This window comes from Pantoea sp. YU22, from assembly GCF_003970755.1.
GTDB classification, from domain to species: Bacteria; Pseudomonadota; Gammaproteobacteria; order Enterobacterales; family Enterobacteriaceae; genus Pantoea; species Pantoea piersonii.
Map to the genome: position 1 here is coordinate 216,340 of NZ_RYDU01000005.1, position 24,921 is coordinate 241,260.

The window sequence follows — 24,921 nt, forward strand, 5'->3', positions numbered from 1 at the left end:
ATGGCATAACTATGTACGGTTATGCCATTTTTCTAAGGAGCCTAAATCATTAAATTGATTATGAATTCCTTATTTCCCTTGAATTTTGAGGATGGCATTTCTGTCTGTATTACACTGGCCCAATAAGCTATATAACTCTGCGTTGAGGCTCACGCTGTCACCGAACGTCATATCCTGTGATGGCGCGGGAACGTCAATCTGACTGGTAAGCTCAGCCGGAAGGTTTAGCTGAGGCTGCTTTACTGTCCGGTACTCCACCAGCGGCTTTTGCTGCGTCCCGCAGCCGGTCAGCAGCATCAGGGGGAACAGGAGCAACAGCACACTTGTCCGCCGCCAAGTATCGTTTAATTTCATTCTGTAGTTTCCGGTTCTGCTGGGCTGTCACGGCACGTTGCTCTGTAACCTGACTCATCACTTCGTTTTGCTGCTTAACGGCTGTCACCAGCTCAGTGACGCTTGATGCCAGGCCATCATTCTTAGAACGCAGATCGTTAATCTGCTCGTCTTTGCTGTTTGCCAGCTTCTCAAGCCTGTCGTTCGTTGCCTTAAGCTGTGAGTTACTGGCGTTCAGCCCCCACAGCGCCACGCAGATAAGGCCGATGATGACCAGGCCTGAATTGTTTCGGATAAAGCCGATTACGTTGAACATAGAATCCCCTTAGATTTTGATAAGCGGGATTTCCGGTCGTCCAGACCATTGGTGCCACCGTTAATGATTCTGGTGATGCGGATAACATCATCAGAGTCAGCCAGTTCGTTCAGGCCGTTATTCTTCCACCATGCCGCCGCAGACATCGCAGCAAAGCGATAGCCCAGCAATAAATCAGGATTAGCCACCACATCAGCGCCAAGCTGTTTCACAAGGGCTGCATAGTTGGCCTTGCCAGTGATCTGAATCAGACCCCGACCGCGATAGCGGTAACCATCACCTGAAGCAACATCACCATTTCCGTTACGGGTTGCGTAAATGATGCTGGCGATCATCTTCTGGTTAGCCGCATGCATCGCATTACGACCATAGGCGCGGGCCTGCTCAGCGGTAATGCGCTTGCCAAACATGGCAGTCAGCGCGTTCTCGCTGTAGTTCAACCCCTCTTCCACCTTCAGGAACCCGGCAGACTCATGCCCTGTCTGCGCCAGAAAGTGGGCCTGCCGTAATGGCGTGCTTATCTGGAAGGCTGAGAGGCTTGCCGCAATATGAGGAAACCAGGCATCGCGCAGCGCATTACTCACGCCGGTCGCGAGCTGAAAACTACTGGCTGTCAGCATTACTGTCTCCCAGTCGCTTATCTATCTGGCGGCGTATCTTCGTGGACACGTAGTCCACACCGAGGAAGCCAAGGAATACCGCAGCAACCCGCGTAATGTCTTCACTGAAGTGCCAGTTAAACACTGACCCAATTACCTGAAGGCTGGGCTGCAGGAAGAATGCGAAGACGCTGCACATCGCCGCATCAAGCAGGCGGCGCGACCATGCATCTTTCCCAACGTAAGTGGCCCTCAGGATCGCCATGACTCCGGCCAGACCCGCATAGCCGGTTTCGTTTTTGTGGGCGTAAAGCCAGGCGATCAGGCTTGCCCAGAACCCAACGTCTTTGTCCGGCATGCGTTTCATCCTCACCTCCGTTAATTGGCAGGTGCTGTCGGTAGTCAGAAGAATGCGGCAAACCTCCCCATGGCTGAAACTAAAAAGCCAGGGTGTTAAAAGCTCACCAAATAAATACACACGATACACATTATTGCATTGATATGGATGTGTATGGTGTGTATACTCATCTCATCAGTTAACGAGACGGAGGAAGATTGAAAAGTTCGGAACTGATAAAGCTGTTGGAGAAAAATGGCTGGCAACTAGACAGAGTGAAAGGAAGTCATCACCAGTTCAGCCACCCGGATTTCGCTAACATAGTAACGGTTCCGCACCCTAAGAAAGATTTGAAGACTGGTACAGTTCACCAAATCATGAAGGATGCGAAACTTAAATAATCAGGAGCCGCCCGTAAGGGCGCTCTTTATGCGTGAGGTGAATTCATGTTGTATTACGGCGTCGTAGAGATTGACCACGACAAAACAGCCAGCGGTTACTTTCCTGGTATTACCGGCTGCATTTTCGCAGGCGATAATATGCGGGAAGCAATGCAGGATGCTGAATCGGCCCTGAATGCTCACTTCGAGTTGATGGCTGAAAAGGGTCTGACTATTCCCGGAGAGAACGATATGCCTGATATCGATTCAGGTGATTACGGTGAAAGCGGGCTTAAAGTGATGATGATCTGCGTTGATATCGATATCACCAAGTATCTCGGCAAGTCCGAGCGTATCAACATCACCATGCCGCACCTGCTGATCGAAAAGATCGACAGGGCTGTCGGTCAGGATTCCCGATACACCAGCCGCAGCCACTTTATTGCAGAGGCAGCACGTAAAGAACTGTCTCACCGCTAGCCCTATCTTCCTTCGTCTCAGGCCGCGCATAGCGGCCTTCTTTATTGTTCCTAACGCTATACAGCGGTAACTGCATTGCCCGTCGGCATCAGGATTAATCTGGCGCAAACTGGTGGTAATGATTCACCCTCTCAAGCTCTTAAAGCAAGCGCCAATCCGTCTCAGCCAGTTTGAAATTTTGGAGCACCATGCCTGATTCGAACAGACAACCGGCGGATTAGAAATCCGCTGCTCTTTCCTATTGAGCTAATGGCGCAAAATGATCTTTATCAATCAGATATGTTGATGTTTAATAGTCAACCATCTCAGATAAATCTTAACCGGCTAAACAATGGATGAACTTGACGATTTTGAGGAAGATGTAGATCTGGATAACCCGGGCAAACTTATATGGCATGTCTCATGCGATGAGTCTGGTACTGGTGGTGCACGATTTTATGGATATGGCAGCGTTTGGATGCGCTACCAGCGCCGGGGGCAGTTTTCTCAGATTATGCGACAACTTCGCGAAAAGCATAACTGCTACGATGAACTGAAATGGCAGAAAGCACATTCATAACGTAATCAAGAATTTTATGCGGATGTCATAGATATGTTTTTCAGGCATCCCTGGCTGGCATTTCATTGCATAATTGTTCAGAAATCACATGTCGATAAGAAGTATCACAATGGCAATTACGATCTTGCCATGCGAAAACATTTTACAAAACTTCTTACGTCAAAAATTACTAAGGTAATTAAAACACATCCTAATAGGGAGTGTGAATTTCGAATTGACGTTGATCCCATTCCTTCCAGCTATCAGAAGGCTGATGAAGCACTGCTCAAAATAGCCAATAACGTCGTGCTGAATTCAACGGGTAAAAAAGAAGCTATCAAGTATGTAAAGACGAAAGACTCAAAGCATTCTCACCAAATTCAAATCGCTGACTTCCTATTAGGAGCAGTTATGAGTGCTTTCCAGGATAAGGCATCAAACCCACTTAAATTAGAGGTGGCAAAAAATATCGCTTCTTACATAGGTTGGGACGGTTTTCTTTACGATACAATGAACTATGAGAGGAAGTTCAACATTTGGTACTTTTATGACCCGACAAAAGGGCCACGCGAACTTGAAACCAAGCCTGTAAAACTAAAATATCCATTGCCAAAGCGAAAAAATACTCGACCTCCCAGCCGATAAGGTTCGGGTTAACGCTCAATCAAGCGTTTTACGAACTGGGCGGGATCATTGAGATGGTACCGCCCTACTTTTCATCTCAATTATCATACAATTTTAGGCTTGTTTTTTTCGGACAAGGCAGGATTAATGTATTGAAAATCGGTTTAAGGCCAAACGCACAACCGCAGTGCTTCTCACCCATGAAATATGTGTGATGGCCGGCGCTGATCTCCGGCTTATCGGTCCCGGCGGCAAGCGGCTTTACCCGTCTGGTGATCTCGCCTCGTGTACCAATGGGGCATTTCTTTCCGCGCATCAGCCTGCGCATTCACCACAACGAAAAGCGCACTCCCCTATATCCCATGCCTACCGGGGTAAATGTCATCCGCTGGCTCCGGCGTCATGAAATGCGCTTATCTGTTGTAAAAAAGGCCGCAATAGGCGGCCTTGGAATTACGAATCAGTTTCGTAAACTATTTCTGTAGTCTTCTTCAGCCCAGTCATCCTGTAAGCGCTTTGCTTCCAACCTATCGTCTAGAATTCCTTGCAGGACATCCTCTATGGCTGAGTAATCTTTTGGCCGGCGGATCCTGAAATATTTATCTTCTTGTTCTCCATCAATGATTAAGGCTATGGGGTTTTTTATGTCCGCATAAACTGCATAATCATGATAATGCTCTGCTGGTATTCCCGGAGGAGGATCATTAACAATCTCGTACAAAGCCTGTACGCTGGGCAATTCCATACCCATACGCGCCTCATGCTCATCTTTGCTTAATTCAAGCTCAAGGTCTTGATTGAAAGATTCCATTTCCTCGGGTGTAAAAATGACTACACAGTCTAACTCTTCTTCATTTGACATTTGGACGTCCTGGAACAGGCTGAGTGGTCCGTAATCATAATGCTGATTTCAATATAAGAAAACCCCGCCAATTGGCGAGGTTGCGATAAATAAGTAGCACTGCGTTGTTACGACTCTTAGCACAATAGCGCCTAAAATTCGTAACGAAAAGCAGATTATGCAGATTTCTTGAAAATAGTTTTGCGGGTCCACTCATCCATTTCAAGCCGCGAGCCGGTCATTATGATGCAAGCGTCGATAAATGTTTCCGCAATCATCAGCTGCTGCCTTACCTTTCCTTCAGAGCACCTTCTCCACCGGGCAATGGTAGATTTAGACACGTCATACATGTAGTGCAGCATCACCAGTTCCAGTTCGTCATGGCGGTCTGTCTTTTTCAGCATGCCAACAGCACTATCGATAATAATTCCATCATTATCGCTGCAGGACTGTCGGGACGATTTTCCCTCATGTGGAAGCAGACTCCTGAACATGGGGCTGGTTGGTGACCAGCTTACCTGAGATCCTTCACACGCTGCCCACGTACCCCAGCGTTCCAGTACCAGTTGAATATCGCGCATTATGCTGCTCTCCCCTTAGAATAACGTTTGTTGCTGGTATATGCCTCTTCCCGTTCCGTGCTGCGGGCGCGGGCCTCTGCCTGGTCGATATAGTGGAAGTGCCCGTTCCAGAACCGGCGATACACGGTACCCAGCGGCCCGTTACGGTTCTTGGTGATGTTGATTTCTGCGATGCCTGCCGCTGGCGACTCCGGGTTATACACCTCATCCCGGTAGAGCATCATGATGATGTCCGCATCGGCTTCAATCTCGCCTGAGTCCTTGAGATCAGCGTTCACCGGGCGCTTATTCGGGCGGCTCTCCACGCTGCGTGAAAGCTGGCTCAGTGCCACTACCGGCACCCGGTTAGCCTTAGCCAGCGACTTCAGGCCCTTTGATACATCACCCACGGCCAGATCATGACGGCTGGCGCTCTGGAGCTTAATCAGGCGCAGGTAGTCGATAGCAACCAGTGCTGTCTCCGGATGCTGCTGAATGTGGCGGGTCGCGATGTGCTGGATCTGGTCAACGGTCAGGTTGTTGGCATCGACAATCCAGATATTGCGCCCGGTCATCTGCCCGATCCCGTTGCTGATTCGCGCCCAGTCTTCGTCTTTCAGCTTGTCCGGAGACTTGAGGCGTGAGGCTGAGATACCGCCCGCCGCTGCAACGTGACGCTCTGCGATCTGGATGTCGCTCATCTCCATACTGAAGAACAGCACCCCTGCACCGCTGGCGGTCAGGTTTTCGGTAATGTCCAGAATCATCTCCGTTTTACCCATTGAAGGCCGTGCGGCCAACAAGATAAGGTCTGTCTGGTCAAAACCGCCTGTCACCTCATCCAGCTCTTCGATCCCGGTCATTACCGAACGGCCGGCACTGTCTGAGGCCATGCGTTCATCAATGCGATTGATGATGGTGGGAAGCAGCTCGTCGATAGAAACCGGGCGGATGGCGTCAGATTCTGTCTGTATCGCCTCCACGGTCGCTTTCACCTGTTCCAGAATACGAATCCCCGCATCGCTGTTAGGTGCTTCTGTGAGGCTCCTGAGAGCGCCATTCAGGGCATGAAAAGCATCACGAATCGCCGCCTGCCGAACCAGCTGCTGTGAGTAGGACTTTAGCGAAGACCTCGCCCACGCAATCCGGCCTGTAGCGTCGATAAGAGCCTGGTGCTGCGGAAGCTGTTCACCAATCAGGATCGGGTCGATTACGCCTTTGCCGCGGGCCTGTGCGGTGATAGCCCGGTAGATATCCCGATACTGCGGGAAGTTAAACGCCGTGTCAGGCAGTGAGGCGATGACTTCCATCACCTCAGCCTCTGCGCCGCGCAGGAACATCGCCCCCAGCACAGCCGCTTCCATGTCCTCATCACGCCACAGTGCATCACTCATACTGCTGGTGCTCCCTTCTGGCTGCGATAGCTGGGCCAGTCGAATACCAGTGTTGCTCCGCCGCCCTCAACCATGCGGTCGGTCAGGCGGTCACCGATAACCTGTGAAATCTGAGGCAGCGCCAGATTGCTGATGAGCACGGTTGGAAGCATACGTTCATAACGGGTGTTCATGATGTCGAACAGGATGATCATCTCTGACTCAGATCCATACTGGATGCCTACCTCATCGATAATCAGCATATCCATGCCGGTATACAGCGCGATCACATCTTCTTCGGTACGGTCACTGCCCTTATCCCATGTGCTGCGGACTGCGCGAATGATACGCATGACAGAGGTCAGCAACACTGATGCCTGGTGCTCTTCGATGATGCTCTTCGCCAGCGCCACGGCCAGATGATTTTTACCCGTTCCCGGCCTGCCCGTCATGATGAGGCTGGTTCCGGCGTCCAGCATCTGCGGCCATGCCTTCGCATACGCTTTAAGCATCGCCAGATTCTTCTGTGCGGACGCGTTGACGGCCTGATAGCTATCGAAGCTACAACCCGCGAAGCGCTCAGGGATATTCGCACGCTCAGTCAGTATTTCAGTCTGGATGGCGCTCAGGCTGTTCTGTGCGTCTTCCAATTCTGCGGTAATGCATTGCGGGCAGCGGGAAAGCTTCTCTGCCACGCGCCCGCTGTATTCCATCCAGATGCGCTGCTGGGTGAATTCGCCATGCTTCTCACAGGTGCCGGTCACTATTTCATGTCGGTCAAAGCAACGATCCAGATCGGAGGGCTTTCCACCAGCAAACCGCATTTCTTCCTGCAGTGCGGAGATTTTGATTTTCAGTGACTGAATATCTGCGCCGCGCTGAGTCGGGTTATTTCTCATTCTGATGCTCCTTTTGCCCAATATGGTGTGGTGGTGGTGCCGTAATCCCTTTCAGAGAAACCGCTGTGACGGCTCTGTGCCGGAGTACTGCGCTGCTGGCTGGCTGGTGCCGTCCAGCTCTCTGCAAAGTGGTGATCCGGACCGAAGAACGTTGATGCCTGTTTCACGTATTCGCTGTTGGCCTTGCCAGTGGCAGTGACGTATGACGCATAGCGCTGTACGCCAGCCAGCATGTCAGAGGGCTTAACGCCTTCACGAATACGGGCAGACCATGCTTTCCAGGCTGAAGGCTTCGGATTGCCGCCAGAACGCTTTGGGTATGCCTGCCAAGCTTCTTCAAACTCAGGTGAATAATCCTGCTTAGCATTGCGTGACGGCTCAGCGGCTTTAGCCGGTGTGCCATCAGATGTAGTCTCTGAAGTAATCTCTGTAGTAGTCTCTGTGTAATCTACTGTATGAATGGATGCGGAATTTCCACATACCGGGTCGGGAAAATTCCCCATGCCTGCCTGCTGGTTTTCCGCATCACTGTTTGCGGAATTTCCGCATCCTTGGTTGCAGGAATTCCCCATGCCTGCCTGCTGGTTTTTAGGCAGTAAAAATTCAGAGAGAGCGATTTCGTTCACCCGGAAATACAGTTTTGCCGGGATGCCCTTTTTCTGCTCCTCAAGTACACCGACAGAAACCAGCTTCTTTCTGGCCCCTTCCTGCTCATAGCGGCTAAGTCCGGTTTCTTCCTCAAGCTCAACCTGGGTTTTATAGAACCACTTTCCATCCATACGGTTCTGCCAGTACACAAGCTGAGACAAAAGGAGTGCTCCGGTCACACCGGCACCAAGGCGAACGAATGAGCGCTGGAAAGCAACAGGCCTGTCGAGTAAATGCAGGAACTGACTCATTCTGAAACCCTCCTGAAAAACTGCTGAAACTGCCACACCGGACGCATGCACTCATGCTCATAGCCGGAGCGGGTGAAGATGACCTGCTCGTTTACACGGTCGTAGCCAGTGACATGCACCAGCACACCGCGCGGATCGCGGTATGTTCTGTCTAGTGTGGTAACCTGCTGATCACTCATAACGGCCTCCCAGCAAACGGAACAGGAAATGGAAAATCCGCTGTCTAAACTTGCCCTTGATGCGTGGTACAAAGTCTTTATCGCAGCTGGTGCATTCGTTTTTCTCGTTAATGGGACCGGCCTGCTCTCTGCCTACCCGACGAAACCAACGGCTCTCATCTCTGCCGGTTTTTTCTTTTGGGGAATTGGAGAGTGGATTAACCATCCCTACCAAGAAGCCCTCATGCTTGATAATTTCAACCGGCCCTATGGGAAGGTCAGCGGACATCTTAGAAAAGCCAGGCTCATTGGCATCTTGATTGACGTGATCGGCATCGGTCTGATTGTTTTCGGATTGATAAAACTCCTGTAAATCGCATCCGCAGCTCGGACATTTGATATAGAGCGGCTGAACCCTCATGCCAGCAGGAAGGCTCAATGTGCGCGGGTTATTCTGCTGCATGGTCTGGGCCTGTTGGGTGCGGGAAAACGTCATCCACACAAACCTTTGCACCGGATACCACTAGCGCTTTCACAATATTCCGGCACAGGTCAAGGCTTGGACGACGACGACCAGTCTCATAGTGACTGATAGCGCTTTGCGTGCTTTTAACGATTGCCGCAAGCTCCGCTTGAGAAAGGTTTACCTCCCTACGGAAGTGCTTCATCTTGTTCATATCTCAGTCCTGCAATTAATAATACATAATGTACTATACAGCAGGCTCAAAATAATACAAAATGAATCTTGTTGAAAAAATACATTATGTAATCATCCAGAGCATGAAACTAAAATGGAACGACCTGGCCAAGGCCAGAATGAAAGAAATTGGTATCACTCAAGAGCGCCTGGCAGAGCTGCTAGGAAAAACTCAGGGTGCCATTGGCCATTGGCTCAACGGAAGGCGTGAGCCGAGCATTGAGGACATAGCCGCAATCATGAAGATTTTAGGTATGAACGAAATCCGACTGTCATCTGATGGCAGTGTCGCGGATCCGAAGAGCGAGGCAAATGTGACCTTTGTTCAGCCGCATTCTCCAGGGAGGAAATATCCAGTGCTTAGTAAAGTGCAGGCTGGCGCATGGGCTGAAGCATGCGAACCATACTCAATGAAGGACATAGATCTCTGGTTAGAATCAGATGCGCATACACATGGGGATGCGTTCTGGCTTGAAGTCGAAGGCGAATCGATGACCGCCCCAGCCGGTCTTAGTATCCCTGATGGTACTTATGTGCTGTTTGATACGGGCCGTGAGCCCATGAATGGCAACCTTGTCATAGCCAAGCTCACAGATGACAACGAGGCTACCTTCAAGAAGCTGATTATTGATGGAAATCAAAAGTTTCTCAAAGCTTTAAATCCCCAATGGCCGATGATGCCCATCAACGGCAACTGTAAAATTCTTGGCGTTGCTATCGAAACGAAACTTCGGCTCCTCTAAGCAAGGACCATCACACCCCAACCCGCCTAGGCGGGTTTTTTTGTATTAAATACCCTTGAAATTCATACATATTGAACTAAGGAAAATAAAATAATTCATTTTGTATTGACGCAATATAATACATTGCGTATTGTTAACTCATCGGCAGACAACGGAGCCTTTGAGATGAATACTTCTTCAGACGAAATCATTACCTGCGAATCAGCATCAGTACGTATTGCCCCCGGAATATATTTTGAGTTCCCCATTGTGGATAACAAAGATCTATTCCCTAACTTTTTTAAAACAGAAGAGAATTTCAGATTTCAAGTCCAGTGCAATTGCATAAATGAATTCATCTACGCACTTTACGTGCGCAAAGAGAATCTTGCTTATTTAGTTTGTTGCTGGGCTGACAAAGATGAAATCAATGAGCAAGCTATGCAGATTATCAAAAGCAATCCAAAGCTGCATTACCTCCTGAATTAACCAAATCGTTTTTAATTTACAGCGCCTGCGCTGGGGCTAAACACATCTTTAAAGTGATTAAAGGCTGAATATGAATAATTTAATAGCGTCACCAAAGAGCAAAGTCTCTGCACCAGAATCAAAAGCAGGCATTTGCATTTCAAGCGCTAATGATACTTCAAAAGCCGCTCTGAACTATGCTGACCAGCTTCAGCGCGAGTTCATGGAAGTGCTCTACAAGCCTATGGCGCAGGCCGATGTGAAGGTGGCTGGACGCTTCTATTCCCTGATTCATGAGCTGGCATTTATGGTTGAACGCACTGCGGCAAACGTAGAGGCAGGCCGCTGATGTCTCCTTCAATTAATAAAGAAAAGTATCGTCAGGCTTTACTGATGCGCGACAACGGGCAATGGCATCTGGCTATTCTTTTCCTCAAAGCAGCTTATGGAGTTAAATAATGAAAGCGCAATTAGCAAGCAATAAAGAAAAAGTTGCCATCGCTGCTGCTTATTTGGCTAATAACATCCAGTTTGTGTGTGACGATTTAGCACCTTCCCGAGAGGGTACATTCGTCCAGTGCGCAAACTCGATTCTGGTAATGATTCTCCCAAGCTTCCATCGTGGAAAAAAGGTTACCGATAAAGTTACTACTGGTTCAGCCCTGGCTGAAGTTGCCCTGTTAAAGCTAATGCAGCTTCAGTCTAACGAAATAATTAATGACATTCGGGAAAGCAATCCACAAATGGCTGATTGGATTGGCCGAAACCTGATGGACTTTATTTCTAAATCTGCCCGTAAGTATGAACAGCGTCAGCTAAATACCCTTGCCGGAGAATTTATTCAATGAAAACACCTTTAGAGATATCCCGTAACAGGCTGGTCAACTGCTACCTGCTCTCACTAAATGCAAAGACGGGCAGCTTTCATACCACCGCAAAATTACCGGATGGCTCGATCACTACCGTGCAGCTTGATGCTGAAATCCTGAATAAGGCGCTGATTAAATTATTCGAGGCTGCGGTGCGGAAAGTCACGCCAGCAGCTGCAGCGGACCGGGAGATAGCAGAGACGTATGGCGACTGTGTGAAGATTAAATCCGGCAAGCTGTCGCACATCGGTGAAGGTTTCATGGAGGCGCTTGTTTCCAATCTGGTCGAGCAGGCTTTCCAGCAGCGGGGTGGGCAATGACGCTGACCACCCTCCGCGCCCCTGAGTGGGTGATCGGACAGGCAACACGGAAGCTGGCGCAGTATCGCAAGCGCCGCATATTTCCCTGCCGCATCCACGGCACCGGCTATCTGAGCCTGAAGGTTAACCCGCGCTGGCGTCTGCTCTCGCAGAACTGCGGCAAAGACTGGCAGTTAATGACACACGAAACCTATTCCAAATGTAAGGACGGCAAAAAATGAAGAAGCTCACTGTTAGCCGCGAAGACGCAATCGACGACTCGTTTCGCACCCTCCAGTCACCGGTATATGTCGTGACACGTCACGGACGCCGCCGCCGTTTCCTGAGTCGCAGCGCTGCGCTTAATAACCTGGTGCATTTCATGGTGACCGGCACTTTCGATAAAGCTGGAATTCCGACGCATGAGCCATCGACACCCGCCATTGTGAATGGCGTTAAAGCTGAGCGCCGTGGTTCGCTCACAGAGCGCTACTTCAATGCGCACCACCGCACCTATCGCCGGATCCAGAAACTGATGGCCCGCCGCCGTGCGATTGAGAAGTGGCAGAAAAGCTACGAAGCAGCAGCCAGCAACATCGCACAGCTACTTAGCCAGAAACCTTACTGAGGTGCATGAGATGGATTATTCAGAAAACGCACAGGCAACGCCAGACGGCGTTTTAGATGGTGGCAAGGTGACCGGTTATTCCGTCATCATCCGCGCCCTGAACGATGGCGAACATGACGCTAACACGGTTAACGGGCTTCGCCTTCTGGCCTGCGTCTGGGAAGCAGTGGAGAACGGCTGGTACCGCCTGAGCGTTTCCAGAGAAATCATCATCTGGAGATGGCTCGTCGTGACTGTCTTTATCACACAGGAGAAAGACAAAAACGGTACCGCTGACGTTCCGAATGATGAGGGCGGGATTGACCGTGCGGTGATCTACCGTGGCGCTAATGGTGGCATGGGCATTTATCCGGGACCGGAACGCTTTGCCTTGGCAAATCACGTCGAGAGTATTGCGATTGAAAAATACGGATCTGACGAGGGGTTAAAGCTGGCCCTGCGCATGTACAAGGACATGCTCACCGCAGAACAGGGAGAGGGATTCAGACTTTCGGCGTTCGGGCAGCAAGCCTTCGAAATGCTACACGACAGCTTTATCGAACAACTGAATACCAAGGGCATGCCCGACATGCCGGTTATGCACTGAGGGGAAAAACATGACGGTAAAAACTGATTTGGCAGTGATTGCACCGCAGGAACTGCAGGTGATCGAATATCGCGGGCAGCGCGTCGTTACCACCGAGCAATTGGCCGCTGGCTATGGCACAGACAGCGCAAACATTAAGGCGAACTTTTCACGTAATGCGGATCGGTTCATTGAAGCCAAACATTACTTCAAGGTCACCGGGGAAGAACTTAACAATTTGCGAGTGACTTTTAGTTACCTGCAAATCTCAAGTAAAACCCGGGCTTTAATGCTTTGGACGGAACGCGGCGCTGCCAACCACGCCAAGATGCTCGAAACAGAACAGGCATGGGGCTATCACGACGATCTGGTCGAGTTCTACTTCACCCGACGCGAAGCAGCGCCTGCTCTTCCTGACCTCAGCCGCCTGGAGATTCTTCAGATGGCTCTGGATTCAGAGCAGGGTCGCATCGCCGAAAAGCAGCGGGCCGATCACGCCGTCCGCACCAAGTCACAAATCAGCCGCAAACGTGAAGCGTCAGCGCTGGGTAAGCTCAGCGCCGCAACCCGCCGATGCCGCGAGCTGGAAGAGCGCCTGGGTGAATCAACCAAAGACGCGACTATCACCAAAGTGGAAAACGAAACCGGGCGTAAGGGTGCATTCAGCTTCGTCGCGCTCCGTCGCTGGTGCAAAGAGCACGGTCAGCAGGCACGGAACGTGGCGGACGAGCGCTGGGGTAGCGTTAAGTCATGGCCTGCCGGTGCGTGGCTGGCCGTTTACGGTATCGATCTGAAATCAATTTTCGGGAGTAAAAAGTGATGAATTTGACCAAGTTCGAAGTTGTTTTCATGGGCGATCACCCTGACGGACTGCGCCACCCGGTTAAGGTTGTAACCACCGCGACGAATGCAACCGCAGCGATCGGCATTGCAGAAGATGCTCTTGAAGATGACAGGATTCAGTCTACCAACCACGAGCTGATTTCTGTTGCGCCCTCTTCGATTTCACAGCCCGTAGAGAGTGACGACATTGCTATTCTGCAGCAGAGCCACCAGCAGGCGCTCCAGTGGCTTGCAGATGCTTACCTGTTTTATCTGGTCAGCATGCACCGCCGCCCTGTGTTCCGTCATCAGCTTGGGAACATCTCACTGAGCCAGCATGCAGTTCAGGGATTCATCGATACCCACCTTGAAGAAAAAGGCATGGGACTCAAAGAGCGCCGCGCCCGGTATATCACTCTTCTGGATATTGATGCTTTTGCCAATCGCACAAACTCAGATTTCGTGGACTGGGGAACGGTGCCGGTGCTCAAGCCCCGAGGTATTCGCTGGCTGAACGCCTGCTTTAGCCGGTATGCCGAAATGGTTGAGGAATTGGGCGGACAGGACAAGGTTGAAGAGATGATCAGAGGGGCACGAGCATGAAGTTTAATTTTGTCGATAAAGGCGCGGTAGCAACGCTGACCATCACCAGCAGCCTGCTGGAGTTTCGCCGGCACAACCGGGCGGTAGATGCCGCCCTTCTCTCAGCTGATGTGATCGCCAGTACGACTGGAATCTTCATCCGCAAAACAGTTATCAGCGGACCGGTTAATCGAGGGCTTCGTGCATACCGTGCGGCCACAAGGGAGGCAGCGAAATGAGCAACATTCAACTGGAAAACGGTCGCATTAATCACGAAGGGCTGAGCGGCATTGCTGACCATCTCAAGGCGCTGGCAATCGCCAACAAGAATATCGACAGCATCAAAACGCGCCTAGCTGGAATTGATGAGTCAGATATTGGCCCCTATCGCAGAACGCATGATGCACTCAGGGCATGGAGGAAATCCCAGCGCCGGATTACAGAAAACCTCGCTGTATTGCGTCGTGAAGAGAAAGAGCTGAACAGAATGCGCTCCCGGTTTGAGAGTGAGGAACTGCTTAAACTTCTGAGCGCGGAGGTCAGCAAAGCAGACCTGCAGGTGCTGCGAATTATGGCCCAGGCAAAAGCAGAACAGCGGCTGCAGGAAACTTTGGAAGAGGCGGTTAACAATGGCTAATCACTTGATGGCAGATCTTAACGACGCGCTGGTTCAGGCCAGCGTCAAAATCGATGATGGCTGTGACCACTCTCAGCGCATCGTGTGGCAGATGAACCAGAAGCGCTATATGCGCAACGGCATTAGCCCGGCGCGGCCACCAGCGCCACAGGTAGCGCCAGTGAGGATTGAGCCGAAGAAAAAGCCACCCAAGCGTGGATATCGTGTGGTTCAGCAGGCAATAGGAGCAGTGTGATGGAAAAAATAAATGAAGCGCCAGCGATGCAGAAGCCCTTCGAGCTGCCTGATGTTGAGAAATGGCGTTCGCCAGAAGCTGTGCGGGCGCAAATGGCTTATCGAAATCTGGTTGAGAAGGCTATCAGCGAGGCAACAGTTAATTCGGCCCCTAATGGCTGGAGGCTGGTACCGGTTGAGCCTACCCGTCAGATGATGTCTCAGGGACACTTCGCCTTGGGCGGCACCGACAGAGGCAAATTTCGCCGGATTTATCAGGCCATGCTGGCAGCAGCGCCGGAGGTGGGCAAATGAATTACGGAAAATTGACCGATGGTGAAATTAGCGTGCTGGTCTGCAGGTTGGAAAATCCAAAATACGAGGCGCAGGTTCACCCGCACAACCCTAAAGGGGCGCAGTTCAAACGCTGCTTCGGAAAGGTATGCCATGACTTTGGTTTCTTCCCGGTCAGCAAGGCTGCGGATGGCTTTCAGATTGCAGTGCGTAACCGGATCGCCATTGCGCCGGCATCGAAAACGACATGGGAGGCCAGCCACGAAAGCGGAGCTAAGGCCCGACACAAGAACCCGCTGAGGGCGGCAATGATAGTGTATTTGATGGTGAATAATGAGCGGGAGGTGAGGGAATGAACAAAAAACAGTATGATGATGAAGACCTCCTGACGCCGCAGGAAGTTTGCGGGATTATCGGCGGGGTTACTCCAAAGACTTTGCGAGACTGGAATAACCACCACCGACATAAAAAGGCACTTGCGCCGATCCGTATCACTTACCGCATCGTTCGGTACCGCTACGGCAATGTGAAAGAGTTCATCCGGCTGTGCGGGGCAACTTACTAAGCATCACCCTCTGTAAACAGCAACCTTATACGACCCTACGAATTCTGGTATTTTTACTGGCTTAGGGTCGTTGTTGAACACGCCTTGATATATTTCTTCTATCAAAATCAAATTAGTAGAAAAATCCCTTGCCATTCTGTGCCCGGGAAAGTTGGTGTAGTGTTCTTCTGTTTCACCGCCAAACTTCTGAAGAATAGCTTTTACCTTGGCATCAAAACTCAATGAAGGGTCGTCGTAATAGTCAAAAAATGGCTTCAAAAAACTTACCATGCTTTTTTGCAGGCAGCTTAAGCTATTAATGAACTCAGTTTTAAATTCTAAAATCAACGCAGGGCTTTCTGCGGAAACATTATAGACACATAGAAAATCGTAAAATCGCTTCATCACCTCATGGTTGTTACCTGTCGTCGCATACATTGAGCTGAAGAACTGCAGCATTGAGACTCTGCGTAATTCTTTTAACTCTTCCGTTATTTTCTCAGCTTCGTGTAATGTCTCTTTAAGTTTTATGGAGCTACCACCAACGGAAAACTCGACGATTCTCGGATGAAATTTGTAAACACCATACCCAAATAAAATCAGGGCATTCAGGGCTACATAACTCGCCCCATCTATCGACTTTGTTAGAAGTAGACTAAGCGGGAATAATATGGCAGAGGTATAAATCAGGAAGGGTAAGACGTACGCATCCATGTAAGATTTAATCATTTCCAGTCTAGTCATTATTTTAACTTCCGTTTTAATAAAGCTACCTGAGCCATTATGCTTTCTTCATGGGCAGTAAATGCTTGGCGCTTTAGGGTCATTTCTTCCTTCAGAATTTCGTCTGAAAAATCATAGTGCTCTGCCATTGGATCGTTGTCTCTGTCAGAGTGATGCATACAGAGCATGCTGATTTCCCTTGTGTCTGAGCGAGAGAATCCCCTCGCCCTCATCTGGGCAATGACGTTACTCTTTAGAAACTTCCGGCACATCGTGTTAAAGGCACCAGAGCGGCCTTTGACAGTACCATCATGGCGAACCCCTTTTACAGCATTTTCCGGGCTGTAATCCTTTATCAGCTTATCAAGAGAGCGTTTTGAGAAGGCTTCCAGAGGGTTACGTGGTTGCAGGAAAACGAACTGCTTATTGCAACCTGGCACTGAATCGCGCCACTGCTTTTGCTCCTCAAGAATGGACTTCATTTCCTGCGTAACCGGGATGGCAAATTCCTTTTGTGTCTTCATCGCGCCGCGGGTGCCAATAACACCAGCCGGATAGGTGATCACCGAAAGGTCATCTGAAACAAAAGCCCATTCCAGATTGGACACGTTAATCGGCCTGACACCCGTCAGGATCATGTAGCGCATCGCGTTCTTCTGATGAATGGATGTGGCGCCCGCCATATTCATCCACAACGTGGCAATCGACTCGATATCGGTGAATAACCGGGTTGGCGCTGGGCGCTGGACACGAGAAGACACGTAATCATCCGGCAGGCTGGCGGCCACATTCCTCCCATTGCTGAATAGTGGTGAGGCGTACTTCCATATGCGCCTTAGCTCAGCGAAAAGCTCGAGGGCGTGATTGTTGGTCTTGGTAGCAACCCATTCATCCAGAATCTCAACCAGGCGATTGTAGGTTATGCCACTGAATACCTCGCGATCGGAGAAGGCCAGTCGGACATTATTGGTGCGGCATAGGTACGTGTTATAGCTGCTGGCACCCAGTTTATTGCGGTCAACCTTGGCCTGCAAATCTGCCTCGTAGGCTTCGATCACCTGCAACACTGATTCAGCTTTTAAGCCGCCAGCGGCAAGCTCAGCAGCTTTCTCTCTGGCTATGGGGATCGCCAGCTCCGGCCACTCACCTAACTTCTGCCCCTTGATGTTCATCTTTTTTGGGAATTCAGCGTAGATAGTTACCTTCCCTGCCTTGCTGAAATCTATGCGCAGGTAGCTCTCTTTTTCATACTTCGACCGCCGGGGTAAGCCAAGGTGAGGAAGGATGATTTTGGCAGCCGCAACACAAGAGCGCATGTGTGAGACTGTGTAAGGTGGCTTGCATTCATCCCACTGCTGAGAAGCAGTTATATACGCTGAATCATTTTTGGTGGGGTTGCTTTGTGTTACTGTTCGGGCCATTCGAGATTCCTGTGTTTTCGCGCCTTAATCGTCATGCTCACACATGCGACAAAATGGCGAGCCATTTCCGGCTTGTGTTGTTGTTTTGTGTTACAACACATCGTTTCCCAACAGGATTAACACTGTATAAATATACACTTCAGTTTGCAATGTTCGTTTTACTGACAGATTGTAAGTGCATGACTTTAAACACTTAAAACAGCAAACCACTGATATGGCATTACTAATTACCGAGCGTTGTATAAATTGCGATATGTGCGAACCCGAATGTCCCAACCAGGCGATCAGCCTCGGCGCGGAGATCTATGAGATTGACGCCAGCCGCTGTACCGAGTGCGTCGGACATTACGACGTGCCGACCTGTCAGAGCGTCTGCCCTATCGACAACACCATTATTATCGATCCACAGCACATCGAATCGCGCGATGCGCTGTGGGAGAAGTTCGTGGTGCTGCACCACTAGTTTTCGATAATCACCGTTGCGCAGGCGTAGTGGCGCTCATCCGCCAGCGTGACGTGTACCTGTCTGACGCCCAGCTTTTCCGCCACTTCGCTGGCGTGGTTGAAAAAGCGCAGTCCGGGCTTGCCCAGCGCATCGTTGTAAACTTCAAACTGATTAAAAGCCAGCCCGCCGCGAATGCCGGTGCCAAAGGCTTTAGCCGCGGCTTCCTTGACGGCGAAGCGCTTAGCCAGAAAGCGCACCGGCTGCTGATGCTGCTGATATTGCTGCCACTCGGCTTCGCTCAGCACGCGTCGCGCCAGGCGATCGCCGGAACGTTCAATCACGCCGGCGATGCGCTCGATTTCGACGATGTCGGTGCCCAGTCCGAGAATAGCCATTAGCGACGCGCTTCCCGCATCAGCAGCTTCATCTCTTTTACCGCATCGGCCAGACCGCTGAACAGCGCGCGGCCGATAATGGCGTGGCCGATATTCAGCTCGTGCATCTCCGGCAGCGCGGCGATGGGCTGTACGTTGTGGTAGGTCAGCCCATGACCGGCATTAACCCGCAGTCCCAGGCTGGCGGCAAAGGTGGCGGCGTGACGGATGCGCGCCAGCTCGGCCTCGCGCGGCAGACCTTCCGCCGCCTCGGCGTAGGCGCCGGTGTGAATTTCGATATAGGGCGCGCCGCTGGCGACCGCCGCCTCAATCTGGCGATGATCGGGGTCGATAAACAGCGAAACCTGAATGCCCGCCTCGCTCAGCTGTTTAACCGCCGCATTGATTTTGTCCTGCTGGCCCGCCACGTCGAGGCCGCCTTCGGTCGTTACCTCTTCGCGCTTTTCCGGCACCAGGCAGACGAAATGCGGCTTAATATCGCAGGCGATACCGACCATCTCATCGGTGACCGCCATCTCCAGGTTCATGCGCGTCTGGATGGTGTCGCGCAGAATACGCACGTCGCGATCGGTAATGTGGCGGCGATCCTCACGCAGGTGCACGGTAATGCCTTCCGCGCCTGCCTGTTCGGCGACAAAAGCCGCCTGCACCGGATCGGGATAGTGGGTGCCGCGGGCGTTACGTACCGTGGCGATATGATCGATGTTGACCCCTAACAGCAACTCAGCCATGACAATCCTCAGCTTAACTATGTCGTAAAATCAGAGTGTACCGCGGCGCGCGGCGCAGGCACAGCGCTACGGGCTTGCCGCATCCGGCCGCTTTTTCGGCACGAACTGACGAAACAGTTCGGTGCTCTTTAAGGGTTTGCCGCCCAGATAGGGCTTCAGCGCGATACGGGTGAAACGCTTGGCAGCGCGCAGCGTGTCAGCGTCAGGGAAATCGCGTTCCCATAGCGCGCGTAGCTGGCGGCCGGTAAAGCTGCGCTGGTTCGCGACCAGGCTGGCGATAAAGCCTTTCTCTTCGCGGTAGCTGTAGGTCATCGCGTCGGCGACAGGTTCGCCGCTGCCGGCGCAGTGCAAAAAGTCGACGCCGTAACCGAGATGGCCGAGCAGCGCCAGCTCAAAACGGCGCAGCGCCGGTTCAGGCGAGCTTTCACCCGACGCCAGCGTCTGCAGGCAGTTCAGATAGTCGAAAAAGAGTTCTGAGAAGGGAAATTCCTGCTCCAGCACGCGCGACAGCAGTTCGTTAACGTAGAGGCCGCAGTAGAGCGTGATGCCGCTGAGCGGCAGCGCCAGCGAGACCGCTTCGGCTTTGGTCAGGGTTTTGACTTCGCCGCGTCCGGTCCAGCGCACCAGCAGCGGCGTAAAGGGCTGCAGCGTGCCTTTCAGCTGCGAGCGACGCGCGCGCGCCCCTTTCGCCAGCACCCTGACCCGCCCATGGCTTTCGCTGAAGAGATCGAGCAGCAGGCTGGTTTCGCTGTAGGGGCGACTATGCAGCACAAAGGCGCGTTGCCAGCCTTCCATAGGATCAGAGGTCGTCTACATAGCCCAGGCTGCGCAGCGCACGTTCGTCGTCGGCCCAGCCCGATTTAACTTTGACCCACAGTTCGAGATGCACTTTCGCTTCAAACATCTCTTCCATATCTTTGCGCGCTTCGATACCGATAGTCTTGATTTTGGCGCCTTTGTTGCCAATCACCATCTTCTTCTGCCCTTCGCGCTCAACCAGGATCAGGCCGTTGATATCGTAGCCGCCGCGCTCGTTAGAGACGAACTGCTCGATTTCGACCGTTACCGAGTAAGGCAGTTCGGCGCCGAGGAAACGCATCAGCTTCTCACGGATAATCTCTGACGCCATAAAGCGCTGCGAGCGATCGGTGATGTAATCTTCCGGGAAGTGGTGCTCCGCCTGCGGCAGACGCTTGCGCACGATCGCGGCGATGGTATCGACGTTTTTCCCGCTCTCTGCGGAAATCGGCACGATATCGAGGAAGTCCATCTGCTGGCTGAGGAACTGCAGGTGCGGCAGCAGGATGCTTTTATCCTGAATATTGTCCACTTTGTTGATAGCCAGCACGACCGGCACTTTATTGTCGCGCAGCTTGTTGAGCACCATCTCATCGTCCGGCGTCCAGCGCGTGCCTTCGACCACGAAGATCACCAGCTCGACATCGCCGATAGAACTGCTGGCCGCGCGGTTCATCAGGCGGTTGATGGCGCGCTTCTCTTCCATATGCAGCCCGGGCGTATCCACGTAGATCGCCTGATATTCGCCTTCGGTGTGGATGCCCATAATGCGGTGACGCGTGGTTTGCGGCTTACGCGAGGTGATCGACACCTTCTGCCCCAGTAGCTGGTTCAGTAAGGTGGATTTGCCGACGTTGGGTCGGCCGACAATCGCGACAAAGCCGCAATAGGTGTTCTGTTCGCTCATTCGAGTCCTGACTTATTCAGCGCCTGTTCAGGCGCCGGGATGTTGCTATTCGAGACCAAGCTTGATTAACGCCTGTTCGGCAGCAGCCTGTTCTGCTTTACGGCGGCTTGAGCCTACGCCCACCACCGGTTCAGCCATGCCACTCACCTGACAGTGAATGGTGAATTCCTGATCGTGGGCTTCGCCACGCACCTGCACCACCAGATAGGACGGCAGCGGCAGGTGACGCCCCTGCAGATACTCCTGCAGGCGGGTTTTCGGATCTTTTTGCTTGTCGCCCGGGCTAATCTGCTCGAGGCGCGTCTGATACCAGTCAAGGATCAGCTTCTCCACCGTCTGGATATTACTGTCGAGAAAGATACCGCCAATCAGCGCTTCCACCGTATCCGCCAGGATCGATTCACGGCGGAATCCGCCGCTTTTCAGTTCGCCCGGTCCCAGACGCAGGCATTCGCCGAGGTCAAATTCTCGCGCCATCTCTGCCAGCGTGTTGCCACGCACCAGCGTCGCGCGCATGCGGCTCATATCGCCCTCGTCGACGCGAGGAAAGCGATGATAGAGCGCATTGGCGATCACATAGCTGAGAATGGAATCACCGAGAAATTCAAGACGCTCGTTGTGCTTACTGCTGGCGCTGCGGTGCGTTAACGCCTGTTGCAAGAGTTCCGGATGAGTAAAAGTGTAGCCCAGTTTGCGCTGAAGCTTATTAATGAGGATGGGGTTCATGCGATTCCAGTTCTTTTGTGCGTCTGTGACTCTGCATACGAAACAGGGCTGGCTTTCCAACGCAATCTGTTTAGTGTGCAGTGGCCCCCCGAAGGAGGCCGACCGTTTTGCCCATTAATCGGGGCCAGATTTATCAATGAATGCCGCCAATACGGCTCAGGCGAACGCCTGTCGGCCATTGACCTTCCTGCTTATCGAAGCTCATCCAGATGGCGACCGCTTTACCGACCAGATTACGTTCCGGGACAAAGCCCCAGTAGCGGCTGTCGGCGCTGTTGTCGCGGTTATCGCCCATCATGAAATATTGCCCCTGCGGCACGATCCAGGTCGCCTGCGGCTGGCCCGGCTGCTGATAATACATGCTTGCCTGACTCTGCGCTTCGTTTACCAGCAGAATATCGTGCGTTACGTTGCCCAGCGTCTCTTTGCGCGTGCCGAGACGCAGCCCGCCGCGCATGGTTTCGCCCTGCGGCACCTGATAGAAACCGTTGCCGGTTTCGTTGCCGTCAAACCCGCTGAAGGTCTGAATAAAGTTGCTCGGCTCGACGTTGGTATAGGTAATCGGCAGCGCGCTGGTGCAACGCTGGCCAGCGGCGCAGTTCGGGCTGACGGTCAGCGTTTTGCTGTAGGGGTCAAAGACCACTTTGTCGCCCGGCAGGCCGATAACGCGCTTAATATAGTCCAGGCTCGGATCTTTCGGGTATTTAAATACCGCGATGTCGCCGCGCTGCGGATGACCGGTCGGGATCAGCGTCGTCTGGGTAATAGGATCTTTAATGCCGTAGGCAAATTTCTCGACCAGAATAAAATCGCCGATCAGCAGCGTGGGCATCATGGAGCCGGACGGGATCTGGAACGGCTCATAAATAAACGAGCGCACCACAAATACCACCAGCAGCACCGGGAAGACCGACGCGGCGGTCTCAATCCAGCCGGGTTGCCCGCTGACTTTCGCCAGCGTTTTGTCATCGAGGGTGTTGCCTGCCGCAGCCTGCGCTTCCGCTCGTTTGGCCCGGCGCGCTGGCGCCCACTTAACGCGATCGATACACCAGATAACGCCGGTAACCAGCGTCGCTATCGCCAGAACCAGGGCGAACATATTAGCCATTGGGGATCCTTATTTGCTGTCCTTACCGACATGCAGAATGGCGAGGAAGGCTTCCTGCGGCAGCTCAACGTTACCGACCTGCTTCATGCGTTTCTTGCCTTCTTTCTGCTTCTGCAACAGTTTCTTCTTACGGCTGACGTCGCCGCCATAGCACTTAGCGAGTACGTTTTTACGCAGCTGCTTCACGGTTGAGCGAGCAATAATGTGGTTGCCGATCGCCGCCTGAATCGCAATGTCGAACTGCTGACGCGGGATCAGATCTTTCATCTTCTCCACCAGCTCGCGGCCGCGATATTGCGAGTTGTCGCGGTGGGTAATCAGCGCCAGCGCATCGACGCGCTCGGCGTTGATCAGCACGTCGACGCGCACCATGTCAGAGGCCTGGAAACGTTTAAAGTTGTAGTCCAGCGAGGCGTAGCCGCGCGAGGTCGATTTCAGACGGTCGAAGAAGTCAAGAACCACTTCCGCCATCGGGATTTCATAGGTCAGCGCGACCTGGTTGCCGTGGTAAACCATGTTGGTCTGCACGCCGCGCTTCTCGACGCAGAGCGTGATGACGTTGCCGAGGTACTCCTGCGGCAGCAGCATGTGACACTCGGCGATCGGTTCGCGCAGCTCTTCGATATTATTCAGCGGCGGCAGCTTAGACGGGCTGTCGACGTAGATAACTTCGCCGTCGGTGGTTTCCACTTCATACACAACGGTCGGCGCCGTGGTGATCAGATCGAGATCGTATTCGCGCTCCAGGCGCTCCTGAATGATCTCCATATGCAGCAGACCGAGGAAGCCGCAGCGGAAGCCAAAGCCGAGCGCAGTAGAGCTTTCCGGCTCATAAAACAGCGAGGCGTCGTTCAGGCTCAGCTTGCCGAGCGCGTCGCGGAAAGCTTCATAATCGTCAGAGCTTACCGGGAACAAGCCCGCATAAACCTGCGGCTTCACTTTCTTAAAGCCAGGCAGCGCTTTATCCGCCGGGTTACGCGACAGGGTCAGGGTATCGCCCACCGGCGCGCCAAGGATATCTTTGATAGCGCAAACCAGCCAGCCTACCTCGCCGCAGTTCAGCTGCGTACGGTCAACCTGCTTCGGCGTAAAGATGCCGAGGCGGTCGGCGTTGTACACCTGACCGGTGCTCATCACTTTAACTTTGTCGCCTTTGCGCAGTGTGCCGTTTTTCACGCGGATCAGCGAGACGACGCCCAGGTAGTTATCAAACCAGGAGTCGATAATCAGCGCCTGCAGCGGGCCTTCCGGATCGCCTTCCGGCGGCGGAATATCACGCACCAGACGCTCCAGCACTTCAGGCACGCCGACGCCGGTTTTCGCCGAGCAGCGCACCGCATCGGTCGCGTCGATGCCGACGATATCTTCAATTTCCTGCGCCGCGCGTTCCGGATCGGCGGCAGGCAGATCGATTTTGTTCAGTACCGGCACAACTTCCAGATCCATCTCGATCGCGGTATAGCAGTTCGCCAGGGTCTGCGCTTCTACGCCCTGTCCTGCATCCACCACCAGCAGCGCGCCTTCGCAGGCCGCCAGCGAGCGTGATACTTCATAGGAGAAGTCAACGTGCCCTGGGGTATCGATGAAATTGAGCTGGTAAGTTTCGCCGTTCAGCGCTTTGTAATCGAGCGTTACGCTCTGCGCTTTGATGGTAATGCCGCGTTCGCGCTCCAGGTCCATAGAGTCAAGTACCTGTGCCGCCATCTCGCGATCGGTTAAGCCGCCACAGATTTGAATCAGGCGGTCAGAGAGCGTCGATTTACCGTGGTCGATGTGCGCGATGATGGAGAAGTTTCTTATGTGCTTCATTTATATGAATATCTTCACGTAGAAAAACAGTTGAGAACCTGAGCACAGACACATTCAGGAAGATCGCTCTTTACCTACAATCCTGTCAGCCTCATTAATGACGACGCATATTACACTGTTAAGGCCGCGCATAAAAGAATGGAACGTTGCGGAATCACAACACTTTTTGGCGAGAAACAGG

39 protein-coding genes, 1 tRNA gene and 1 pseudogene are annotated in these 24,921 nt (G+C 52.4%); 21 read left to right on the top strand and 20 right to left on the bottom strand.

Annotated elements, in window-relative coordinates; translation table 11 throughout:
• Window positions 1-211: 211 nt before the first annotated feature.
• From EKL29_RS10360 to EKL29_RS10370, 3 genes are read right to left on the bottom strand one after another with little or no spacing between them, the layout of a single operon-like run.
• Window positions 212-649: an Rz lytic protein gene (locus EKL29_RS10360; RefSeq protein ID WP_126689587.1), complete on the bottom strand. Its 438-nt coding sequence runs from the start codon at window positions 647-649 to the stop codon at window positions 212-214.
• On the bottom strand, window positions 637-1,269 hold the full coding sequence (locus EKL29_RS10365; RefSeq protein ID WP_126689588.1) for a glycoside hydrolase family 19 protein: 633 nt from the start codon (window positions 1,267-1,269) through the stop codon (window positions 637-639). The genes EKL29_RS10360 and EKL29_RS10365 overlap by 13 nt, the downstream gene beginning before the upstream one ends.
• Complete coding sequence (locus tag EKL29_RS10370; RefSeq protein ID WP_082668175.1) at window positions 1,253-1,615, bottom strand: phage holin, lambda family; 363 nt, start codon at window positions 1,613-1,615, stop codon at window positions 1,253-1,255. The genes EKL29_RS10365 and EKL29_RS10370 overlap by 17 nt, the downstream gene beginning before the upstream one ends.
• A 188-nt stretch (window positions 1,616-1,803) precedes the next feature.
• On the opposite strand from EKL29_RS10370, the gene EKL29_RS10375 reads away from it, so the two are divergent.
• A complete protein-coding gene (locus tag EKL29_RS10375) occupies window positions 1,804-1,986 on the top strand; it encodes a type II toxin-antitoxin system HicA family toxin (protein WP_126689589.1) in 183 nt (60 codons plus the stop codon).
• Between the two features lie 45 nt (window positions 1,987-2,031).
• The gene (locus tag EKL29_RS10380; protein WP_126689590.1) at window positions 2,032-2,445 is read left to right on the top strand and encodes a type II toxin-antitoxin system HicB family antitoxin; all 414 of its coding nucleotides are present in this window, start codon (window positions 2,032-2,034) and stop codon (window positions 2,443-2,445) included.
• Window positions 2,446-2,624: 179 nt separating this feature from the next.
• On the opposite strand, the gene EKL29_RS10385 is transcribed toward EKL29_RS10380, so the two are convergent.
• Window positions 2,625-2,701 (bottom strand) — tRNA-Arg (locus EKL29_RS10385).
• A gap of 75 nt (window positions 2,702-2,776) precedes the next feature.
• Here EKL29_RS10385 and EKL29_RS10390 point away from each other — a divergent pair.
• Window positions 2,777-3,628, top strand: a pseudogene (locus tag EKL29_RS10390) (DUF3800 domain-containing protein).
• Between the two features lie 439 nt (window positions 3,629-4,067).
• On the opposite strand, the gene EKL29_RS10395 reads toward EKL29_RS10390, so the two are convergent.
• The 6 genes from EKL29_RS10395 to EKL29_RS10420 all read right to left on the bottom strand — a co-directional run bounded on the left by EKL29_RS10395 (window position 4,068) and on the right by EKL29_RS10420 (window position 8,358).
• On the bottom strand, window positions 4,068-4,469 hold the full coding sequence (locus EKL29_RS10395) for a hypothetical protein (RefSeq protein WP_126689591.1): 402 nt from the start codon (window positions 4,467-4,469) through the stop codon (window positions 4,068-4,070).
• A 155-nt stretch (window positions 4,470-4,624) separates the two neighbouring features.
• Window positions 4,625-5,029: an antiterminator Q family protein gene (locus EKL29_RS10400; RefSeq protein ID WP_126689592.1), complete on the bottom strand. Its 405-nt coding sequence runs from the start codon at window positions 5,027-5,029 to the stop codon at window positions 4,625-4,627.
• Window positions 5,029-6,402, bottom strand: a complete 1,374-nt coding sequence (locus EKL29_RS10405) for a replicative DNA helicase (RefSeq protein WP_126689593.1) — start codon at window positions 6,400-6,402, stop codon at window positions 5,029-5,031. The genes EKL29_RS10400 and EKL29_RS10405 overlap by 1 nt, the downstream gene beginning before the upstream one ends.
• A complete protein-coding gene (locus EKL29_RS10410) occupies window positions 6,399-7,280 on the bottom strand; it encodes an ATP-binding protein (protein WP_126689594.1) in 882 nt (293 codons plus the stop codon). The genes EKL29_RS10405 and EKL29_RS10410 overlap by 4 nt, the downstream gene beginning before the upstream one ends.
• Window positions 7,277-8,179, bottom strand: a complete 903-nt coding sequence (locus EKL29_RS10415; RefSeq protein ID WP_126689595.1) for a hypothetical protein — start codon at window positions 8,177-8,179, stop codon at window positions 7,277-7,279. The genes EKL29_RS10410 and EKL29_RS10415 overlap by 4 nt, the downstream gene beginning before the upstream one ends.
• Window positions 8,176-8,358 (bottom strand): DUF4222 domain-containing protein, encoded by a 183-nt coding sequence (locus EKL29_RS10420; RefSeq protein WP_126689596.1) that lies wholly within the window; start codon window positions 8,356-8,358, stop codon window positions 8,176-8,178. Before EKL29_RS10420 ends, EKL29_RS10415 begins: the two co-directional genes overlap by 4 nt.
• 28 nt (window positions 8,359-8,386) lie before the next feature.
• Here EKL29_RS10420 and EKL29_RS10425 point away from each other — a divergent pair, with 28 nt between their 5' ends.
• Window positions 8,387-8,710 (top strand): hypothetical protein, encoded by a 324-nt coding sequence (locus tag EKL29_RS10425; RefSeq protein ID WP_126689597.1) that lies wholly within the window; start codon window positions 8,387-8,389, stop codon window positions 8,708-8,710.
• Between the two features lie 76 nt (window positions 8,711-8,786).
• Here the strand turns inward: EKL29_RS10425 and EKL29_RS10430 are convergent, their stop codons facing one another.
• Window positions 8,787-9,014, bottom strand: coding sequence for a helix-turn-helix transcriptional regulator (locus tag EKL29_RS10430; RefSeq protein ID WP_126689598.1), 228 nt, complete (start codon window positions 9,012-9,014; stop codon window positions 8,787-8,789).
• A 103-nt stretch (window positions 9,015-9,117) separates the two neighbouring features.
• Here EKL29_RS10430 and EKL29_RS10435 point away from each other — a divergent pair, with 103 nt between their 5' ends.
• The 16 genes from EKL29_RS10435 to EKL29_RS10510 all read left to right on the top strand — a co-directional run bounded on the left by EKL29_RS10435 (window position 9,118) and on the right by EKL29_RS10510 (window position 15,698).
• The gene (locus EKL29_RS10435) at window positions 9,118-9,777 is read left to right on the top strand and encodes a LexA family transcriptional regulator (RefSeq protein ID WP_126689630.1); all 660 of its coding nucleotides are present in this window, start codon (window positions 9,118-9,120) and stop codon (window positions 9,775-9,777) included.
• Window positions 9,778-9,942: 165 nt separating this feature from the next.
• A complete protein-coding gene (locus EKL29_RS10440) occupies window positions 9,943-10,245 on the top strand; it encodes a hypothetical protein (protein ID WP_126689599.1) in 303 nt (100 codons plus the stop codon).
• Between the two features lie 70 nt (window positions 10,246-10,315).
• Complete coding sequence (locus EKL29_RS10445) at window positions 10,316-10,573, top strand: hypothetical protein (protein ID WP_126689600.1); 258 nt, start codon at window positions 10,316-10,318, stop codon at window positions 10,571-10,573.
• 109 nt (window positions 10,574-10,682) lie between these two features.
• On the top strand, window positions 10,683-11,072 hold the full coding sequence (locus tag EKL29_RS10450) for a hypothetical protein (RefSeq protein ID WP_126689601.1): 390 nt from the start codon (window positions 10,683-10,685) through the stop codon (window positions 11,070-11,072).
• Complete coding sequence (locus tag EKL29_RS10455) at window positions 11,069-11,413, top strand: hypothetical protein (RefSeq protein WP_126689602.1); 345 nt, start codon at window positions 11,069-11,071, stop codon at window positions 11,411-11,413. Before EKL29_RS10450 ends, EKL29_RS10455 begins: the two co-directional genes overlap by 4 nt.
• Window positions 11,410-11,634 (top strand): hypothetical protein, encoded by a 225-nt coding sequence (locus EKL29_RS10460; RefSeq protein WP_126689603.1) that lies wholly within the window; start codon window positions 11,410-11,412, stop codon window positions 11,632-11,634. The genes EKL29_RS10455 and EKL29_RS10460 overlap by 4 nt, the downstream gene beginning before the upstream one ends.
• Window positions 11,631-12,020 carry a hypothetical protein gene (locus tag EKL29_RS10465; protein WP_126689604.1) on the top strand — a complete coding sequence of 130 codons (390 nt, stop codon included), beginning with the start codon at window positions 11,631-11,633 and terminating at the stop codon, window positions 12,018-12,020. Before EKL29_RS10460 ends, EKL29_RS10465 begins: the two co-directional genes overlap by 4 nt.
• Before the next feature lie 67 nt (window positions 12,021-12,087).
• Window positions 12,088-12,606, top strand: a complete 519-nt coding sequence (locus EKL29_RS10470; RefSeq protein WP_311779007.1) for a hypothetical protein — start codon at window positions 12,088-12,090, stop codon at window positions 12,604-12,606.
• 10 nt (window positions 12,607-12,616) lie between these two features.
• Complete coding sequence (locus EKL29_RS10475) at window positions 12,617-13,405, top strand: ORF6N domain-containing protein (protein ID WP_126689606.1); 789 nt, start codon at window positions 12,617-12,619, stop codon at window positions 13,403-13,405.
• Window positions 13,402-14,010, top strand: coding sequence for a hypothetical protein (locus EKL29_RS10480; RefSeq protein ID WP_311779005.1), 609 nt, complete (start codon window positions 13,402-13,404; stop codon window positions 14,008-14,010). The genes EKL29_RS10475 and EKL29_RS10480 overlap by 4 nt, the downstream gene beginning before the upstream one ends.
• Entirely contained in the window at window positions 14,007-14,228 is a 222-nt protein-coding gene (locus tag EKL29_RS10485) for a hypothetical protein (protein ID WP_126689607.1), read from the top strand. Before EKL29_RS10480 ends, EKL29_RS10485 begins: the two co-directional genes overlap by 4 nt.
• Window positions 14,225-14,626: a hypothetical protein gene (locus EKL29_RS10490; RefSeq protein ID WP_126689608.1), complete on the top strand. Its 402-nt coding sequence runs from the start codon at window positions 14,225-14,227 to the stop codon at window positions 14,624-14,626. Before EKL29_RS10485 ends, EKL29_RS10490 begins: the two co-directional genes overlap by 4 nt.
• Window positions 14,619-14,861 carry a hypothetical protein gene (locus EKL29_RS10495; protein ID WP_126689609.1) on the top strand — a complete coding sequence of 81 codons (243 nt, stop codon included), beginning with the start codon at window positions 14,619-14,621 and terminating at the stop codon, window positions 14,859-14,861. The genes EKL29_RS10490 and EKL29_RS10495 overlap by 8 nt, the downstream gene beginning before the upstream one ends.
• Window positions 14,861-15,154: a hypothetical protein gene (locus EKL29_RS10500; protein WP_126689610.1), complete on the top strand. Its 294-nt coding sequence runs from the start codon at window positions 14,861-14,863 to the stop codon at window positions 15,152-15,154. Before EKL29_RS10495 ends, EKL29_RS10500 begins: the two co-directional genes overlap by 1 nt.
• Window positions 15,151-15,489 (top strand): phage protein NinX family protein, encoded by a 339-nt coding sequence (locus tag EKL29_RS10505; RefSeq protein ID WP_126689611.1) that lies wholly within the window; start codon window positions 15,151-15,153, stop codon window positions 15,487-15,489. The genes EKL29_RS10500 and EKL29_RS10505 overlap by 4 nt, the downstream gene beginning before the upstream one ends.
• On the top strand, window positions 15,486-15,698 hold the full coding sequence (locus tag EKL29_RS10510; protein WP_126689612.1) for a hypothetical protein: 213 nt from the start codon (window positions 15,486-15,488) through the stop codon (window positions 15,696-15,698). The genes EKL29_RS10505 and EKL29_RS10510 overlap by 4 nt, the downstream gene beginning before the upstream one ends.
• A 3-nt stretch (window positions 15,699-15,701) precedes the next feature.
• Here EKL29_RS10510 and EKL29_RS10515 read toward each other — a convergent pair whose 3' ends face one another.
• The gene (locus tag EKL29_RS10515) at window positions 15,702-16,421 is read right to left on the bottom strand and encodes a hypothetical protein (protein ID WP_126689613.1); all 720 of its coding nucleotides are present in this window, start codon (window positions 16,419-16,421) and stop codon (window positions 15,702-15,704) included.
• A complete protein-coding gene (locus EKL29_RS10520) occupies window positions 16,421-17,821 on the bottom strand; it encodes a recombinase (protein ID WP_126689614.1) in 1,401 nt (466 codons plus the stop codon). The genes EKL29_RS10515 and EKL29_RS10520 overlap by 1 nt, the downstream gene beginning before the upstream one ends.
• Before the next feature lie 214 nt (window positions 17,822-18,035).
• Here EKL29_RS10520 and EKL29_RS10525 point away from each other — a divergent pair, with 214 nt between their 5' ends.
• The gene (locus EKL29_RS10525; protein WP_126689615.1) at window positions 18,036-18,284 is read left to right on the top strand and encodes a YfhL family 4Fe-4S dicluster ferredoxin; all 249 of its coding nucleotides are present in this window, start codon (window positions 18,036-18,038) and stop codon (window positions 18,282-18,284) included.
• On the opposite strand, the gene acpS is transcribed toward EKL29_RS10525, so the two are convergent.
• The 7 genes from acpS to lepA form a co-directional block, all read right to left on the bottom strand.
• Complete coding sequence (acpS, locus tag EKL29_RS10530; RefSeq protein WP_120457492.1) at window positions 18,281-18,661, bottom strand: holo-ACP synthase; 381 nt, start codon at window positions 18,659-18,661, stop codon at window positions 18,281-18,283. The two genes, EKL29_RS10525 and acpS, sit on opposite strands and share 4 nt — an antisense overlap.
• On the bottom strand, window positions 18,661-19,392 hold the full coding sequence (pdxJ, locus tag EKL29_RS10535; protein WP_120457490.1) for a pyridoxine 5'-phosphate synthase: 732 nt from the start codon (window positions 19,390-19,392) through the stop codon (window positions 18,661-18,663). Before pdxJ ends, acpS begins: the two co-directional genes overlap by 1 nt.
• A gap of 66 nt (window positions 19,393-19,458) precedes the next feature.
• On the bottom strand, window positions 19,459-20,187 hold the full coding sequence (recO, locus tag EKL29_RS10540; RefSeq protein WP_120457488.1) for a DNA repair protein RecO: 729 nt from the start codon (window positions 20,185-20,187) through the stop codon (window positions 19,459-19,461).
• A gap of 4 nt (window positions 20,188-20,191) precedes the next feature.
• A complete protein-coding gene (gene era, locus EKL29_RS10545; protein WP_120457486.1) occupies window positions 20,192-21,097 on the bottom strand; it encodes a GTPase Era in 906 nt (301 codons plus the stop codon).
• 45 nt (window positions 21,098-21,142) lie between these two features.
• Window positions 21,143-21,823 (bottom strand): ribonuclease III, encoded by a 681-nt coding sequence (rnc, locus tag EKL29_RS10550; protein WP_081142359.1) that lies wholly within the window; start codon window positions 21,821-21,823, stop codon window positions 21,143-21,145.
• Window positions 21,824-21,956: 133 nt separating this feature from the next.
• Window positions 21,957-22,931, bottom strand: a complete 975-nt coding sequence (gene lepB / locus EKL29_RS10555; protein WP_120457484.1) for a signal peptidase I — start codon at window positions 22,929-22,931, stop codon at window positions 21,957-21,959.
• Window positions 22,932-22,940: 9 nt separating this feature from the next.
• The gene (gene lepA, locus EKL29_RS10560; protein ID WP_126689616.1) at window positions 22,941-24,740 is read right to left on the bottom strand and encodes a translation elongation factor 4; all 1,800 of its coding nucleotides are present in this window, start codon (window positions 24,738-24,740) and stop codon (window positions 22,941-22,943) included.
• Between the last annotated feature and the right edge of the window lie 181 nt (window positions 24,741-24,921).